Annotated in this window: 17 protein-coding genes; 4 read left to right on the top strand and 13 right to left on the bottom strand. The window is 68.2% G+C overall.

The features are described 5' to 3' along the window. Positions 1-2: 2 nt before the first annotated feature. Positions 3-1,118: an adenosine deaminase gene (locus VV02_RS10045; protein WP_052591381.1), complete on the bottom strand. Its 1,116-nt coding sequence runs from the start codon at positions 1,116-1,118 to the stop codon at positions 3-5. Continuing rightward, positions 1,115-1,477 carry a cupin domain-containing protein gene (locus VV02_RS10040; protein WP_052591379.1) on the bottom strand — a complete coding sequence of 121 codons (363 nt, stop codon included), beginning with the start codon at positions 1,475-1,477 and terminating at the stop codon, positions 1,115-1,117. Before VV02_RS10040 ends, VV02_RS10045 begins: the two co-directional genes overlap by 4 nt. 65 nt (positions 1,478-1,542) lie before the next feature. On the opposite strand from VV02_RS10040, the gene VV02_RS10035 reads away from it, so the two are divergent. Further along, complete coding sequence (locus VV02_RS10035) at positions 1,543-1,866, top strand: hypothetical protein (RefSeq protein WP_052591377.1); 324 nt, start codon at positions 1,543-1,545, stop codon at positions 1,864-1,866. Positions 1,867-2,057: 191 nt separating this feature from the next. Further along, positions 2,058-3,107 (top strand): NlpC/P60 family protein, encoded by a 1,050-nt coding sequence (locus VV02_RS10030; RefSeq protein WP_052591375.1) that lies wholly within the window; start codon positions 2,058-2,060, stop codon positions 3,105-3,107. Between the two features lie 21 nt (positions 3,108-3,128). Here VV02_RS10030 and VV02_RS10025 read toward each other — a convergent pair whose 3' ends face one another. Next, positions 3,129-4,412, bottom strand: coding sequence for a thymidine phosphorylase (locus tag VV02_RS10025; RefSeq protein ID WP_052591373.1), 1,284 nt, complete (start codon positions 4,410-4,412; stop codon positions 3,129-3,131). 201 nt (positions 4,413-4,613) lie between these two features. Here VV02_RS10025 and VV02_RS10020 point away from each other — a divergent pair, with 201 nt between their 5' ends. Both VV02_RS10020 and VV02_RS10015 read left to right on the top strand, forming a co-directional pair. After that, entirely contained in the window at positions 4,614-5,150 is a 537-nt protein-coding gene (locus VV02_RS10020) for a hypothetical protein (RefSeq protein WP_052591372.1), read from the top strand. A 170-nt stretch (positions 5,151-5,320) separates the two neighbouring features. Then, positions 5,321-5,797 carry a hypothetical protein gene (locus VV02_RS10015; protein ID WP_052591370.1) on the top strand — a complete coding sequence of 159 codons (477 nt, stop codon included), beginning with the start codon at positions 5,321-5,323 and terminating at the stop codon, positions 5,795-5,797. Positions 5,798-5,861: 64 nt separating this feature from the next. Here VV02_RS10015 and VV02_RS10010 read toward each other — a convergent pair whose 3' ends face one another. The 10 genes from VV02_RS10010 to VV02_RS09965 form a co-directional block, all read right to left on the bottom strand. Then, positions 5,862-6,281, bottom strand: coding sequence for a cytidine deaminase (locus VV02_RS10010; protein ID WP_083450058.1), 420 nt, complete (start codon positions 6,279-6,281; stop codon positions 5,862-5,864). After that, on the bottom strand, positions 6,281-7,543 hold the full coding sequence (locus tag VV02_RS10005; RefSeq protein ID WP_052591367.1) for an ABC transporter permease: 1,263 nt from the start codon (positions 7,541-7,543) through the stop codon (positions 6,281-6,283). The genes VV02_RS10010 and VV02_RS10005 overlap by 1 nt, the downstream gene beginning before the upstream one ends. Further along, complete coding sequence (locus VV02_RS10000) at positions 7,540-8,664, bottom strand: ABC transporter permease (RefSeq protein ID WP_052591365.1); 1,125 nt, start codon at positions 8,662-8,664, stop codon at positions 7,540-7,542. The genes VV02_RS10005 and VV02_RS10000 overlap by 4 nt, the downstream gene beginning before the upstream one ends. Beyond that, positions 8,661-10,184, bottom strand: a complete 1,524-nt coding sequence (locus tag VV02_RS09995; protein WP_052591364.1) for an ABC transporter ATP-binding protein — start codon at positions 10,182-10,184, stop codon at positions 8,661-8,663. Before VV02_RS09995 ends, VV02_RS10000 begins: the two co-directional genes overlap by 4 nt. Before the next feature lie 169 nt (positions 10,185-10,353). Next, on the bottom strand, positions 10,354-11,436 hold the full coding sequence (locus VV02_RS09990) for a BMP family lipoprotein (RefSeq protein ID WP_245633038.1): 1,083 nt from the start codon (positions 11,434-11,436) through the stop codon (positions 10,354-10,356). A gap of 156 nt (positions 11,437-11,592) precedes the next feature. Then, positions 11,593-12,831 (bottom strand): amidohydrolase, encoded by a 1,239-nt coding sequence (locus tag VV02_RS09985; RefSeq protein ID WP_052591360.1) that lies wholly within the window; start codon positions 12,829-12,831, stop codon positions 11,593-11,595. A 12-nt stretch (positions 12,832-12,843) separates the two neighbouring features. Further along, complete coding sequence (locus VV02_RS09980) at positions 12,844-13,218, bottom strand: barstar family protein (protein ID WP_052591359.1); 375 nt, start codon at positions 13,216-13,218, stop codon at positions 12,844-12,846. After that, positions 13,215-13,679 carry a guanyl-specific ribonuclease gene (locus tag VV02_RS09975; protein ID WP_052591357.1) on the bottom strand — a complete coding sequence of 155 codons (465 nt, stop codon included), beginning with the start codon at positions 13,677-13,679 and terminating at the stop codon, positions 13,215-13,217. Before VV02_RS09975 ends, VV02_RS09980 begins: the two co-directional genes overlap by 4 nt. After that, on the bottom strand, positions 13,663-14,748 hold the full coding sequence (locus tag VV02_RS09970) for a quinone-dependent dihydroorotate dehydrogenase (protein ID WP_052591356.1): 1,086 nt from the start codon (positions 14,746-14,748) through the stop codon (positions 13,663-13,665). Before VV02_RS09970 ends, VV02_RS09975 begins: the two co-directional genes overlap by 17 nt. Before the next feature lie 123 nt (positions 14,749-14,871). Next, positions 14,872-15,978: a mannose-1-phosphate guanylyltransferase gene (locus tag VV02_RS09965; protein ID WP_052591354.1), complete on the bottom strand. Its 1,107-nt coding sequence runs from the start codon at positions 15,976-15,978 to the stop codon at positions 14,872-14,874. Positions 15,979-16,066: the final 88 nt, after the last annotated feature.

Below are 16,066 nucleotides of genomic sequence, written 5' to 3'. Positions count from 1 at the left end.
GCTCAGGTCGCGGCGGCGTAGCCCGGCTTGATCACGTTGTCGATCAGCGCCAGCCGCTCATCGAACGGGATGAACGCCGACTTCATCGCGTTGATCGTCACCCAGCGCAGGTCGTCGATCGTCCACCCGGCCTCGTCGACCAGGAGCTGCATCTCGCGGGACATCGACGTACCGCTCATCAGCCGGTTGTCGGTGTTGACCGTGACCCGGAACCGCAGCTGCTTGAGCAGCGAGATCGGGTGTGCCGCAACGGAACTCGCGGCTCCAGTCTGGATATTGGAGGACGGACACATCTCGAGTGGGATGCGCGTGTCCCGGACGTACGCGGCCAGCCGGCCCAGGCGTACAGCCTCCGGCTCGAGCTGGCCCGGGTCTGCGATGTCGGCGAGCGACTGCTCGTCCACGAACATGTCGTCCACGATGCGCACACCGTGTCCGAGCCGCTCGGCGCCGCACCACTGGATGGCCTCCCAGATGCTCGGCAGCCCGAACGCCTCGCCGGCGTGAATGGTGAAGTGGGCGTTCTCGCGGCGGAGGTACTCGAACGCGTCGAGGTGACGGGTGGGCGGGAAACCGGCCTCGGCACCCGCGATGTCGAATCCGCTGACGCCGTCGTCGCGGTAGCGCACCACGAGCTCGGCGATCTCGGTGCTCTTCGCCGCGTGCCGCATGGCGGTCAGCAGCGCAGTGACGAGGATCGGGTGGCCCGCCTCGGCAGCCAGGCGCTCGCCCTCACGGAAGCCGGCGTTGACCGCCTCGACAACCTCTTCGAGCTCCAGTCCCTCAGCCAGGTGCTGCTCGGGCGCGTAGCGGACCTCGGCGTAGACGACCCCGTCCGCGGCCAGGTCCTGCGCGCACTCGGACGCGACGCGGTGCAGCGCCTCGACAGTCTGCATGACCCCGACGGTCTGGTCGAACGTCTCGAGATAACGCACCAGGGAACCGGAGTCGGCGCTGTCACGGAACCACTCGCCGAGTGACTCTGCATCGGTGGCCGGCAGACCGTCGTACCCACTGTCCCGCGCCAGGTCGATGACCGTCTGCGGGCGTACGCCGCCGTCGAGGTGATCGTGCAGCAGCACCTTGGGCAGGGCGACGATCTCGGGCCGGAGGTTCATGACGGGTCGTCCTCGCGGTGCACGGAGTCCGGGCTGAACGCTGGCAGGCAGACGGCGACGTACTCAGCGCCAGCAGGCCCGCAGGAGTAGCGGATTCGCTCCCCCGCCTTGGTCACCACAGACTGCCCGGCGGCCACCTCAGTCGGCCCGCCGTCGTGGTCGATGATCACGGTGCCCTTGAGCACAACGGTGACCTCGTCGAAGTCCGGTGTCTGGAACGGCTCGTCCCAGTTGGCCGGGGCGACCATGTGAGCGACCGACACGGCGGCCTCACCGGTGCTCGCCAGCCCGACGTGCTCGTCGATGACCTTGCCACCGGGGACGGGAATGCGGACGGGTTCTGTGAGCAGCTTGGGCACGCGCTCAGACTAGACCCCGCAAGCGCGATCAAGGCACCGTCCGGCGGCTGGTGCACGCTGGTCGTATGTCACCGGTATCCGGCGCCTGGGAGCTGATCGAGAGCCACCTCGCAGCCCTCGAGGACGTACGCCGCCACGACGACCGACGCGGCGTCCGCTGGTGCGTGTCCAACCGCCTCGTAGCCCGGCGCGTGGACGACTCGACGCTGCTGATTCGCAGTGACTTCGATGACCGCGAGACCCTGCTCGAGCAGCACCCTGAGACGTTCTCCGTACGCCCTGAGCTCGAGGCGCACATGAAAGTCCTGGCCGACGTGCGCGAGGGTGACATCGAGGCCGTCTGTGCCGCACTCACCGCAGCCCGAGACCTCCAACGCCGAGCGCGCTGAGGCCCCGCTTACGTATCGCTCATCGGAACCGGATCTCCGCGTACGCCCGTCCACCTGCTGCGTGCTGAAGCACGCAAGGGGTCGGCAGCAGCCGTACACAAAAGGGGAGAGAAATGAGTAGGAAGCTTCGGTACATAGGCGTTTCACTGGTCGGATCAGCAACAATCGCAACGGGATTCGCAGCACTCACCATGACGTCCGCCTCGGCCAACGAGGGCTGCTATGTCCGCGGTCAGGCCAGCGCAGTTGCGAAGACTGCGATCGCGACGGCCTGCGACGAGGTCAAGAAGGGCACGCACTACACCTGGGGCGGCGGGCACGGCTCGAAGCCCGGCCCGACCCACGGACAGAACAACCCGTCCGGAGGCTACGACGACACCCACGACTTCGGTTTTGACTGCTCGGGCCTGATGCGCTGGGCGTACTACAAGGCAACCGGCGTCGACTACGGGTCCGGCGGCACCTCGAGCCAGCCCGGGGACATGCTCGCGCACGGCTTCAAGGCGTTGCCGAACCCGACCGATCGCGGCAGCTATCAGCCCGGAGACGTGATCGTCTGGTCCGGCCACACCGCGATGGTCATCGGCGACGGCCTGATGGTCCAGGCGCAGGGCAACGCGTACGGCCTGACCGTCAAGCGCATCTCCTCCCATGGTGGGACCCCGAGAGGCGTCTACCGCTACGGCGGCGGCGGACACACTCCCCCGCCTGAGCCGGTGCCGTCCGGAAGCCGCCGGCTGGAGATCTATGCCACCGACGTGAGTGTCCGCAAGGACGCCACGAGCCGCAGCCAGAAGATGGGCGTCGTCCAGCCCCGCGCTGCGATCTTCAGCTGTCAGAAGCGCGGCGAGCGCGTCAACGCACGCGGACACACCAACGACCTGTGGTCGTACTCGCCCGAGCTGCACGGCTACGTCAACAACGTCTTCATGCGAGGCGAGTCCGACTACCACCTCAAGGCGTGCGGGGGCGGCAACCCTGCCCCGGCGCCTCACTCCGGCGGGCGTCGGCTGACGATCTACGCCACCGACGTGAACGTCCGCGCCGACGCCACGAGCGCGAGCGCGCGGAAGGCCACGGTGCAGCCGCGTACGGCGAGCTTCACCTGCCAGAAGCGCGGCGAGCGCGTCAACGCGCGCGGCTACTCCAACGACCTGTGGTCGTTCTCGCCGGAGCTCGGCGGCTACGTCAACAACGTCTTCATGAAGGGCCCGTCCAACTACGGCCTCCCGGGTTGCTGACGCGCAGGCGTACGCCCCTGACTAGTCGACCCGGTCGATCACCAGGGGCGTACGCGCGCCCGCCGACTCAGCGATCGTCCACGCATCCTTGAGCGACTCCTGCGCCCGGGCGAACTTCTCCGGAGTGTCCGTGTGCAGCGTCAGCAGCGGCTGACCCTTGCGTACGACATCGCCGGGCTTGGCGTGCATCTGCACCCCGGCGCCCGCCTGGACCGGGTCCTCCTTGCGAGCGCGGCCGGCGCCGAGTCGCCAGGCCGCAACTCCGACCTGGAGGGCGTCGAGCCGGGTGAGAGTGCCGTTGGCGTCGGCAGCGATGACCTGTGTCTCCTTGGCATTCGGCAGCTCGGCGTCGGGGTCGCCGCCCTGCGCCTGGATCATGCGGCGCCAGACGTCCATCGCGCGTCCGTCCTTGAGCGCCTCAGCCGGGTCGATGTCGTCCTTGCCGGCGGCCGCAAGCATCTCGCGCGCCAGTGTCACGGTCAGCTCGACAACGTCGGCCGGGCCGCCGCCCTCGAGGACCTCGACCGACTCCCGCACCTCAAGCGCGTTGCCGGCCGTGAGCCCGAGCGGTGTCGACATGTCAGTCAGCAGGGCGACCGTCTTGACGCCGGCGTCGGTGCCGAGCGCGACCATCGTGCGCGCGAGCTCGCCCGCCTGCTCCGCGTCCTTCATGAACGCGCCGCTGCCGACCTTGACGTCGAGCACGAGCGCTCCGGTGCCCTCGGCGATCTTCTTGCTCATGATCGAGCTGGCGATCAAGGGGATCGCCTCGACCGTGCCGGTCACATCGCGCAGCGCGTAGAGCTTCTTGTCAGCCGGCGCGAGGCCGTCACCGGCCGCGCAGATCACTGCGCCGACGTCGTCGAGCTGGGCGAGCATCTCCTCGTTGGACAGCGCAGCGCGCCAGCCCGGGATCGACTCCAGCTTGTCCAACGTGCCGCCCGTGTGGCCGAGCCCGCGGCCGGACAGCTGCGGCACCGCGACCCCGCAGGCCGCGACCAGAGGCGCCAGCGGCAGGGTGATCTTGTCGCCGACGCCGCCCGTCGAGTGCTTGTCGGACGTCGGTCGGGACAGTGAGGAGAAGTCCATCCGCTCCCCCGAGGCGATCATCGCCGCGGTCCAGCGTGCGATCTCGGAGCGCTCCATCCCGTTGAGCAGCACGGCCATGGCCAGCGCCGACATCTGCTCGTCCGCAACGACCCCTCGGGTGTAGGCGTCGATCACCCAGTCGATCTGCTCATCGGTCAGCTGCTGGCGGTCCCGCTTGGCCCGGATGACATCGACGGCATCGAACGCTTCACTCATGCTCGCGATCCTGTCAGACGGCTCCGAACAACTTTCAAATACTTCGGGGATGAGGCGACGATGCCGACCCGATCGAGCCTGCGAGAGCGGGCGGAGGAGGAGCCTCATAAAAAGGTGCCGCGCCCAGGGAACCGATAGGTGGGGACCCCCGTCGTACGCGCACGAGGGCATCGTCATGCCCGCTCGGCCGAAGGGAATTTCATGAACCGCACGACGACCAAACGCACCGCGGCTTGCAGCCTGCTTCTTGCCGCACCACTCACGTTGGCGGCCTGCGGCTTCGGAGGCGACGACAAGGGCTCGTCCGGCAACAAGACCCTGCCGGGCGACGACCCGTCCGCGACAGCACCCGGGACTCCGGGACCCGCGGACTCCTCGACACCCGGCACCGAGGGCGACGACGACGGCAGCGAGGCGGGGAGCAAGCCGAGCCGCGACAGCGTCACCAAAGGCATCCAGACGTCGTACGACAAGACACCCGCGGCCAAGGTCCTGGACACCCACAAGCACGCGACGTGCATGACCAACAAGCTCTACGACACGGTCTCCCCTGCGACGCTGCAGATCCTCGCCGACGGCAAGGCGACGAGCGTGCCGGACGGCAAGGACGTGAAGGCCGTCTCAGAGGCTGCGACCATCTGCGCTCCGCAGTCCCGGAAGGACGGACTGCCGGGGATGCCGACCGACCTCCCCACCTCGCTGCCTTCGCTGCCGCACATCCCCGGGATGCCCACCTGATCAGTCGCCTGAAGATCGACGAAACCCTCCCGCGCCCCGAGGCGTCCCATCTTCGGAGCAGGTCACCGACCCTCAAGGGCCTGCCAGCTCCTGCGAATCATTACCTTTTGCACGGATGTTCACCTGATCACGATCCACCCGCCGAACTCCGGCGGCTCAGAGAGGAAGACATGATCCGCACGTCGAAGCTGCGTCTCACCGCATGTGGGCTGCTGCTCGCCGCACCACTCGCCCTCACCGCCTGTGGCAGCGACAAGTCCGACTCGCCGGCCGGCGGTGACAAGACCAGCAGCCAGGGTGGCGCGCCCGGCATCGCTTCCGGTGAGCCCAACCCCGGCGCGACCGATGGCGGTGGCGACAACGCCGGCAAGCCGTCCAAGGACGAGGTGTCCGCGGGACTCAAGAAGTTCTACGACAAGGACACCACGATCTCCAAGGTCGCGGACACCAAGAAGCTCTCGGACTGCGTCGTGGACAAGGCGTACGACAACGTGTCGGCCAAGACCCTCAACGCGATGAAGGACGGCGAGCCCAAGAACATGGACCCCGCCGACAGCCAGAAGTTCGCCAACTACGGCGCCGAGTGCGCTAAGACGGCCGCGAAGGTCCCCGGCGCTGGCGGCATCCCGTCGATTCCCGGTACCTGACCGACCCACACACGTCGCGGCCCCGCACACCGATCGAGGTGGGCGGGGCTTCGTCAGGTCTGGCTCAGTGCGTCGCGGACTCGCCCGTGACGTGCTCGATGTCCTCGGGACCGAAGGCTTGCGGCAGCACGTCACTCATCGGCTGCACGCCGAGCGGCGTCTGGAGCAGACAGTCGGCACCGCCGTGCTCCCAGAGCAGCTGACGGCAGCGTCCGCACGGCATGAGCGGCTCGCCCTCGGCGTTGACGCAGGCGACGGCGACAAGCCGTCCACCGCCGGTGCGGTGCAGTGTCGAGACCATGCCGCACTCGGCGCACAGCGCCACACCGTAGGCGGCGTTCTCGACGTTGCAGCCACTGACGATGCGGCCGTCATCGACGAGGCCCGCGACACCGACCGGAAAGCCGCTGTACGGCGCGTACGCCGTCCGCATCGCCGTGACGGCTTCCGCGGTCAGGGCTTCCCAGTCGATCTCTTGGGTCACTACTGTCCTTCGCCGCGACGGTAGATCTTGCCGTCAGCAGCCGGCATCCGTAGTCGCTGGGAGGCCAGCGCCATCACCAGCAGGGTGACGAGGTAGGGCGTCGTCCCGGCGAGCTCGCTGCTGATCGTGTCGGTGAACAGGTACATCAGCAGTGCGCCACCACCGACGACGAGGGCGATGACACCTTGCACGGTGCGGTGCTTGCGCAGCAGCTGCCACAGACCGACCACGATCAGCAGCACTGCGGCCAGCAGGATCATCGCGTGGATGTTGCTGCCGGCGTTGCGCAGGCGCGCGGCGTCGGTGTAGCCGAACAGCAAGGAACCGCCGGCCAGTCCGCCCGGCCTCCAGTTGCCGAAGATCATCGCGGCCAGACCGATGTAACCGCGGTTGCCGGTCTGTCCCTCGCGATAGGCGTTGGCCGCGACCTGCGCCAGGAACGCGCCGGCGAGACCAGCGAGCGCACCGGATGCGAGCACGCCGTAGACCTTGTAGAGGTAGACGTTGACGCCCAAGGTCTCTGCGGCGACCGGCGACTCACCGCAGGAGCGCAGGCGAAGGCCGAACGGCGTACGCCACAGCACCCACCACGACCCGATGACCAGCAGGATCGCGAAGATCGTCACGATCGAGAGGTCGGTGAGCAGACCACGTATGAGACCGGCAAGGTCGGAGGCCAGGAACCAGTGGTGGGCTTCCAGATCCTTCAAGCCGTCGACACCCGGCACGGACAGCGTCGGCAGCGAGTCGATCGTCGGGGACTGAGTCGGCCCACCGCCCTGCATGCCGGTGAAGGTGCGAGTGGCCAGATAGCTGGTCGCACCCGGCGCGATGACGTTGAGCGCGACACCAGAGACGATGTGGTCGACGCCGAAGCCCACTGTGGCGAGAGCGTGGATCGCCGCGCCGAGGAGTCCGGCGACGATGCCTCCGACCAGGCCCATCCACGGACCCCACTTGATCCCCGCCCAGGCTGCACCCCAGGTGCCGAGGATCATCATGCCCTCGAGGCCGATGTTGACCACTCCGGCGCGCTCGGACCAGAGGCCACCCAGCGCCGCGAGCCCGATGGGCACGGCACCGATGAGCGCGGCATTGACGATGCCGGCCGAGTCGATGTCGTTGGCGCCCGTGATGACCCGCAGCAACGACAGCAGCACGATGCCGGCCGCACCGGACGCGAGCAGGTACTTCGTCGGGATCTTGCGGCTGCGTGGTGCCTCGTGGACGACGCTGGTGCCGACCTCCAGACCGGCGGTCATGCCTTGGCCCCTTCCGCGGCGACCGGCTGCGCGTCCTGCGCGGCCAGCTGTTTGGTGACTTGTTGCTGCTCGATCCGCTGACCGACGCGGCGTACGACCTCGTAGGCGATGACGACGGCCAGCACCATGACGCCCTGGATGATCTTGACGATGGAGTCGTCCACGTCAGTCGCGATCGGCAGCGTGACGGCTTGCTTCTCGAGATAGGCCCACAGCAGCGCACCGAGGCCGATACCGACCGCGTTGTTGCGGCCGATCAGGGCGATGGCGATGCCGGAGAAGCCGAGCCCGGCCTGGAAGTCGGTGCCGTAGTTGTAGTTCTCACCCAGCAGCAGCGGCAGGCCGACGAGGCCGGCGACCGCGCCCGACAGCAGCATTGACGTCAGCACCATCCGCTTGACGTCGACACCGCTGGCCACGGCGGCGCTCTCCGACCGCCCGGTGGCGCGCAGGTCGAAGCCGAAGCGGGTGCGGTTGATGACGAACCAGTAGAGGAAGCCGACCAGGATCGCGAGGACGATCAGGCCGTACACCTCCTTGTTGGTGCCGCTCAGCAGCTTGATGCCGCCCACACGGGATGACTCCGGGAGCTCCTTGGTGCCGATCTCGTTGCTGCCCTCGGCCTGGTCCGCGGCGACCTTGGCCAGCAGCCAGGCGACGACGCCCGTGGCGATGGCGTTGAGCATGATCGTCGAGATGACCTCGCTGACACCCCGGCTGTACTTCAGCCACGCGGCGATGCCGGCCCAGAACGCGCCGGCCGCCATGGCGACCACGAGGATCAGGAGGATGTTGAGCGGGCCCGGCAGCAGCGCCTGGCCGCCCACGGCGGCAGCGGCGAACGCCGCCACGCGGTACTGGCCGTCGACACCGATGTTGAACAGGTTCATCTTGAAGCCGATCGCCACGGCGATGGCCGAGAAGTACAGCACCGTGGCGCTGTTGATCATGTCGGTGAACTGGCCCGGCTTGGGCGCCTTGAGCATCTGCTTCCACACGTCGCCGACCGGGTCGCCGGTGGCGAGCAGGATCAACGAGGTGATCAGGACGGCGACCAGCAGAGCGAGCACGGGAGCAGCAGCCCCGAGCGCGAGGCGTCGCGGATCGAAGCGCGTCTTCACGCTTGCTCCTCCTTGGTGTCGGCACCCGTCATGGCAGCTCCGAGCTGCTCAGCGGTGACCGTGTCGGGATCGAACTCGTCCGACAGCCGACCACGCAGGATGACGCGGATCGTGTCGGACAGGCCGATGAGCTCATCGAGGTCGGCCGAGATCAGCAGCACTCCGAGGCCCTCACGACGCGCCTCGCGGATGTGGTCCCAGATCGCCGCCTGTGCGCCTACGTCGACGCCGCGCGTCGGGTGCGCAGCCACCAGCACCTTGGGCGAGTGGCTCATCTCGCGGCCGATGATCAGCTTCTGCTGGTTGCCACCGGACAACGAGCCGGCGGTGACGAAGATCGAGGGCGTGCGGACGTCGTACTGCTCGACGATGCGCTGGGTGTCCGCCTTGGCGTCCTTGCCATCGATCAGGAAGCCCTTGATGTTGGGCTCCTCGGTCTGGTGGCCGAGGATGCGGTTCTCCCACAGCGGCGCGTCCAGCAGCAGGCCGTGGCGGTGCCGGTCCTCGGGGATGTAGCCGATGCCCGCCTCACGGATCTCGCGGGTGTGCCACTCGGTGATGTCGGTGTCGCCGAACGTGATGACCCCGCTGGACGCATCGCGCATGCCCATGATGATCTCGACCAGCTCGGCCTGCCCGTTGCCCTCGACGCCGGCAATGCCCAGCACCTCACCGGCGTGGATCGTCAGGTCGATGTGGTCCAGCACCTTGGGCCCGGTCGCCGAGCCGAGGCTCGCGTCCTTGACCTGGAGGGCGACCCGGTCGGTGACGGTCGACTCCTCGGTCTGCGGGGTCGGCAGCTCCGAGCCGACCATGAGCTCGGCCAGCTGACGCGCGGTCACGCCCTTGGGCTCGACGGTCTGCACGGTCGTACCCCGGCGGATGACGGTGATCTCGTCCGCGACCTTGAGCACCTCGTCCAGCTTGTGCGAGATGAAGATGACGGTCAGACCCTCGGCCTTGAGCCCGGCGAGGTTGTCGAACAGCTCATCGACTTCCTGGGGCACGAGCACCGCCGTCGGCTCGTCCAGGATCAGGATCTTGGCACCGCGGTAGAGCACCTTGAGGATCTCGACCCGCTGGCGTGCACCGACGCCGAGGTCGGCGACCAGGTCACCGGGCCGGACACCCAGGCCGTACGCCGAGGAGATCCGCTCGATCTCCTGCCGGGCTGCACCGCCGATGCCGTGCAGCTGTTCGGCGCCAAGGACGACGTTCTCCAGGACGGTGAAGTTGTCGGCCAGCATGAAGTGCTGGAACACCATGCCGATGCCGGCCTTGATCGCATCGGTCGGGCTGCTGAACGACTGCTGCTGACCGTTGACGGTGATCGAGCCCTCGTCCGGCTTCTGCACGCCGTACAGGATCTTCATCAGCGTCGACTTGCCCGCGCCGTTCTCACCGACGATCGCGTGCACGGTGCCTCTGCGCACCACGATCTCGATGTCCTTGTTGGCGACGACACCGGGGAATCGCTTGGTGATGCCGTGCAGCTCGACGGCGACGTCGGTGTCAGGCACCTGATCGGCGATGACGCTGGCGGTGGTGGCGATGGCACACGCTCCTGGGCCGGGCCCTCGCGGTGGCGACGGACGTCGTACGGAGGGGAGAACTGTGGGGGAACAAGGTGATGACCCGGGTGCACGCTATCGCGCTCACCCGGGCCATCAGCCCAAGTCCGAAGGACTACTACGGCTTGACAGGAACCTTGATGGCACCAGAGATGATCTGGTCACGCAGCTGGTCCAGCTGGCCCTTGATGTCGTTGATGTGACCGTCCGTCATCGAGATGCTCACACCACCCGACTTGAGGTCGAACGTCCGGTTGCCGGCCTTGAAGGAACCGTTCTTGACGTCCTTGATGAACTCAAAGACGCCGACGTTGACGTTCTTGATCATCGAGGTGAGGATCTGCGGTCGAACGGCCGGAGCCGCGGTGAGCGCCTGGTCGGAGTCGACACCGATCGCCCAGTGGCCGGCGCCGGCGGCCTTGGCCGCGTTGAAGACACCCGCACCGGAGCCACCAGCAGCGTGGTAGACGATGTCCGCCCCGCCCTGGAACTGACCGTCCGCGGCCGTCTTGCCCTTGGCCGGGTCACCGAAGCCACCGAAGTCCGGCGGCTGGGTGAGGTAGGTGACATCGATCTTGGTGTTGGGCTTGACCTTCTTGGCGCCCGCGATGTAGCCGGCCTCGAACTTCTTGATCAGCGGCGTCTCGACACCACCGATGAAGCCCAGGTGGGCCTTCTTGGTCTTGAGCGCAGCCGCCGCGCCGACGAGGTAGGAACCCTCGTTCTCGGCGAAGGTGATCTGCATGACGTTGTCACCCTTGGACGCGTCCGACGCGTCGTCGATGATCGCGAACTTGACGTCGGGGTTGGCCTTGGCGACCTTGCCGACCGCCGGGGCATAGGCGAAGCCCACCGCGACGATGGTGGTGTAGCCACCGTTGATCAACGAGGTCAGGCGCTCCTCGCGAGCCGACTCCGGCTCGCCGTTGCTGGCCTCGGACTCCTTGCTCGTGACGCCGAGCTCCGTCTTGGCCTTGTCCAGGCCCTTGGCGGCCGAGTCGTTGAACGACTGGTCACCGCGACCGCCCACGTCGTACGCGAGGCCCACCTTGAGAGCGGCGCTGCCGCTGCCGCTGCCCGTGCCTGTGCTGCCGCCGGGAGCTGTAGTGCCGCCGTCGCCGGTGTCGGAGTCAGAGCCGCATGCGGCCAGACCAAAAGTCAGGGTCGACGCTACGACCGCCATCGTGAGAACGCGACGCAAGGGGATCTCCTCAGTTGCTTCGAATGCCCCGGTCGCCTCACACGTGCAAGGACTAGACCCCCGGGACTGGACCAGGCCATGTCTGACCTGGTCGGGGGGACTCTACCTGTGCGTTCACACGCACAACGACTGGTCGGGCCCGCGGTGACTGAACCGTTACCGGAGCGGTGAGTCGTCCTCCACAGCACCGTGGTACAGCGCGGCCGTCGCCAACAGCTGAGCGCCATAGGTGATGGCTCGTTCGTCGACGACCAGGTCGCCCTGGTGGAGCTCGTACGTCGGTCCCCCAGGCGTACGCGTACCGAGCCTGGCCATGGCGCCCGGGACCGAGCCGAGGTACCAGGAGAAGTCCTCACCACCCAGCGACTGCTGGGTCGGGACGACGGCATCCGCGCCGAGGGCCGCACTCGCCGCGCGACTGAGCGACAGCACAGCGGCGGCGGAGTTGACCACCGGCGGCACGCCGCGCACGTGGTCGGTCGTCGCGGTGACGCCGTAGGGGGCGACGATCTCGGCGACCAGCTGCTCGACGAGGTCGCCCAGCTGGTGCCAGACCTCGGCGTCGAGGATCCGCAACGTGCCCGAGACCGAGCCCGTCGCGGGGATGACGTTGGCGGCGTTGCCGGCGTGCACCTGACCCCAGACGAGCGCAGCGCCGGCGCGTGGGTCGAGCCGACGGGACAGCGCGGCCGGGACGTCGGTGACGACCTTGGCCAGCGCGAAGGTCAGGTCCTGGGTGAGATGCGGCCGTGATGTGTGGCCGCCCTTGCCGCTGAGCGTGATGTGCACCGCGTCGCACGCGGAGGTGATCGCGCCGGTCACCAGCCCGACCTGGCCGACGTCGACGCTCGGATCGCAGTGCACGGCCAGCACCTGGTGAACGGCGTCGAGGCCACCGTGATCCATCACGTGGTGGGCGCCGCCCGGCACGATCTCCTCGGCCGGCTGGAACAGGAATCGCACGGCCCGACCATGAGCGGTCAGGGCCTGCTCGTGCTTCTTGAGGGCAAGCGCCGCACCCAGGACAGCTGTCGTGTGGACGTCGTGGCCGCACGCGTGGGCGACACCCTCGACGGTCGAGGCGAAGGGCAGCCCCGAACGGTCCGGGATCGGCAGGGCGTCCAGGTCGGCGCGCAGCGCGACCCGTCGGTCCGCGTCACGCGGCCCGACATCGGCGATCAGGCCGCTGCCGGGCAGCAGACGGTGCTCGATACCGGCCGCGGTCAGCTGCTCGGCCAGCAACTCGGTTGACCGCGTCTCCTGCCAGGACAGCTCGGGGTGAGCGTGCAGGTCGCGGCGGACCTGGATCAGCTCAGGAGCGATGTCGTCGACCTCGCTGCGTACGGCATCGACGAGGTCGGTGCCGAGATGCTGGGTAGGAAGTCGAGCGCTCACAGTCCAGCGATGCTAGCCCTCGAGCAGGACCGCGACGAAGGCACCCTCGCGATCGTCCGCGCGCTCGGTGAGGATTTCCTCGGTCGTACGACGTGTGGTGTCGTCGAGTCCGGCGCGTCCGGTCCACGCGACGAGGACGCCGGGTTCGGACCGTACGTCGGACAGCGCGTCGGCCAGTGCGTCCCAGTTGCGACCGAACCAGTCGGGCAGCTGGAACGCCCGCTGGACGCGGTCCATCAGGCCGGCCTTGTCGCTGACGTCGCCGGTGTCCAGGTGCACCGTCCGCCAGCCCTCCGAGCCGGCCAGCTCAAGGATGTCGCCGACCGGCCGGGAGCTCTGGTAGACGCCGGAGCCTCCGCTGCGCAGCACCGCGCTCAACGACGTCATCGCTTGATCCTCCGGAAGGACTCGTAGTGGTCATCGGTGTAGAAGACGGTGCCGTCGCGCGCCTTGATGACGCGTCGCGCGCCGCGGTCCTTGGAGCCGGGTGTGACGACGGTGAACTCCTTGTAGTAGCCACGCGGCTGGATCGGGAGCCCTCGTTCGCGGTTCTGGAAGGTGACGCCGTCCTGGCGGTAGGGGTAGGGCCCGCCCTTGGCGATGAGAGCGAGAGTCCTCTGCGCCTCGGGGGGCAGCTGGTCGTACGCGATCGTCGGCAGGTTGCTGGTCGGGACCGTGGATGCTGTGCCGGTGGCGGAGGTTCGGTTGTCTGCCGAGGGCGTGGACATCGGGTCGGGCGAGCCGCTGCGCGCACCCCACACGATCACGAGGATCAGCAGCAGCAGGCCGATGATCACCGCGACCCAGTTGCGGTAGATCCACTTGAAGAGATCAGCGTTCTTGGGCACGGGACAGCTCTCGGTTGAGGCCGGCCACGAGCGCCGGACCGTGATAGATGAAGCCGGTGTAGACCTGCACGAGCTCGGCGCCCGCATCGATCAGCGCGCGGCCGTCGGCCGCGGTCATCACACCACCGACCCCGATGACGGGCAGGTGGCCTCGCGAAGCCAGTCGATGGACGACGTAGCGCGCCCGTCGGGTGAGCGGTGCACCGGACAGTCCCCCGGCCTCGGTCGCCAGCGGCAGGTCCGCGTGCGCCAAGCCGTCGCGGCCGAGAGTGGTGTTGGTCGCGATGATGCCGCTGACGCCGGACTCGTCGGCGACTTCCAGGACCTCGTCCAGTGCCTCATCGGTCAGATCGGGCGCGACCTTGACGAAGATCGGTACGGGGCGCGACATGCGCCGGTGGCCGAGGTCCGCAGCCTCGGACGTGATGGCAGCGAGCAGCTCACTGAGCGGGGCGCGGTCCTGCAACGAGCGCAGGCCGGGCGTGTTGGGGCTGGAGACGTTGACGGCGACGTAGTCGGCCAGACCATCGAGAGCGCGCAAGCTGGTGAGGTAGTCCTCTACCGCGTCCTCGACCGGTGTCGTCTTGGTCTTGCCGATGCTCACACCGACGGGGATGCCGGGGTCACCGGCGTCCCTCAGGCGCTCGGCCAGCGCCGCAGCTCCAGCGTTGTTGAAGCCCATCCGGTTGATGACCCCGCGGCTCTTGACCAGGCGGAACAGGCGGGGACGCGGGTTGCCAGGCTGCGGTCTCGCCGTGACGGTGCCCAGCTCGACGTGCCCGAATCCCAAGGCGCCCCAGGCCTTCACGCCTACACCGTCCTTGTCGACGCCGGCCGCGAGACCGACACGACTCGGGAAGGTGATGCCGGCGAGCGTGACGGGAACGTCCGGCGTACCCATGATCTTGGCCAGCTGAGCCAGCACCTTGGGGCGTTCGCCGAGCTGCGCGACGCGGCGCAGTGTCGCGTGGTGGGCTTCCTCGGCGTCGCCCTTCCCGATCCGGAAGAGAGCGGGGCGCAGGACGGTGCGATAGCCCAGGTCGAGCGCGCGGGGTGTCAGAGTCGGCACCCCCTGACCCTAGAACGTCGGACGCGACTACCCCGCCAAGAAGGTGACTGACTGGGTCAGATGACCTGTCATTGCACACCAGGCAGTGCTCGTACCGGCGGGGTAGTCGGGTCCGAACGATCGTCAGGTGAGGTACTCGCGGCCGGAGAGCTTGAGGCGCTCGACGATCTTCTTGACGTCCTGGGCGCGTTCCTGCGTCGTGACGAGTACGGCGTCCTCCGTGTCGACGACCACGATGTTGTCGAGCCCGAGCGCGACGACCGTCCGACCCGACTGAGGAGCAATGAAACCCGTGGCGTCCTGCATCACGACCAGGTCGGAGTCACCCAGCACCTTGACGCCCGGTGCCTCCGCCGACTCCACGACCAGCGACGCCAGCGAGGCGTAGTCGCCGACGTCGTCCCAGTCGAAGCTGCCGGGTACGACCGCCACCCGTCCGTCGACCGCCGCCGGCTCCGCGATGGCTGGGTCGATCGCGATCTTGGTCAGCCGCGGCCACAGCTCGTTGAGTCGCAGCGGGTTGGCCGCGATCGAGCGCAGGTAGTTGGCCATCACGGGCTGGTAGCGCGCGAGCATGTCGAGCAGATCCGTGGCACGAACCACGAACATGCCTGCGTTCCAACGGTATTCGCCGCTCTCGAGGTAGTGCTGAGCGGTCACACCGTCGGGCTTCTCGACGAACGCCTTCACACCCCGCGCATCCGGCGCGCCCTCCACGGTCAGCGCCTGGCCCACCTGGATGTAGCCGAATCCCGTTGAGGCGTGGGTGGGTTCGATCCCCAAGGTGACGAGCTTGCCGGTCCTTGCGACGGCCACCGCCTGACGCACGCAGCTGCGGAAGCCTTCGTCGTCGCGAATCACGTGGTCGGCGGCGAACGACCCGAGCACGGCTTCGGGATCACGCCGCTCGAGGATCGCGGCGGCCAGCCCGACCGCCGGCATCGAGTCACGCGGCGACGGCTCGACCACGAGGTCGTCCTGGCCGAGCTGCGGGAGCTGCTCACGCGCGGCCTCGGCATGCATCCCGCCGGTCACCACCATGAGCCGGTTGCCCGACAGCGGCGCGAGGCGGTCGACCGTGCCCTGGAGCAGCGAACGCCCCGTGCCCGTGAGGTCGTACAGGAACTTCGGTGAGCCGGCGCGCGACAGCGGCCACAGCCTCGTACCCGAACCTCCAGCTGGGACAACCGCCCAGAACCCCTCGATCTCGCCGTCTCCCGAGTCAGACATGGCGCCGACGGTAACTCACGCCGTTCACCCGACGCTCACCAGACACACAGTTCGGTGTCGACGCCATGCCACTCGGCCTCGGGACCGT

Origin of the sequence: Luteipulveratus mongoliensis (genome assembly GCF_001190945.1) — a bacterium.
GTDB lineage: Bacteria > Actinomycetota > Actinomycetes > Actinomycetales > Dermatophilaceae > Luteipulveratus > Luteipulveratus mongoliensis.
This window is presented reverse-complemented; position numbering and strand designations above follow the sequence as displayed.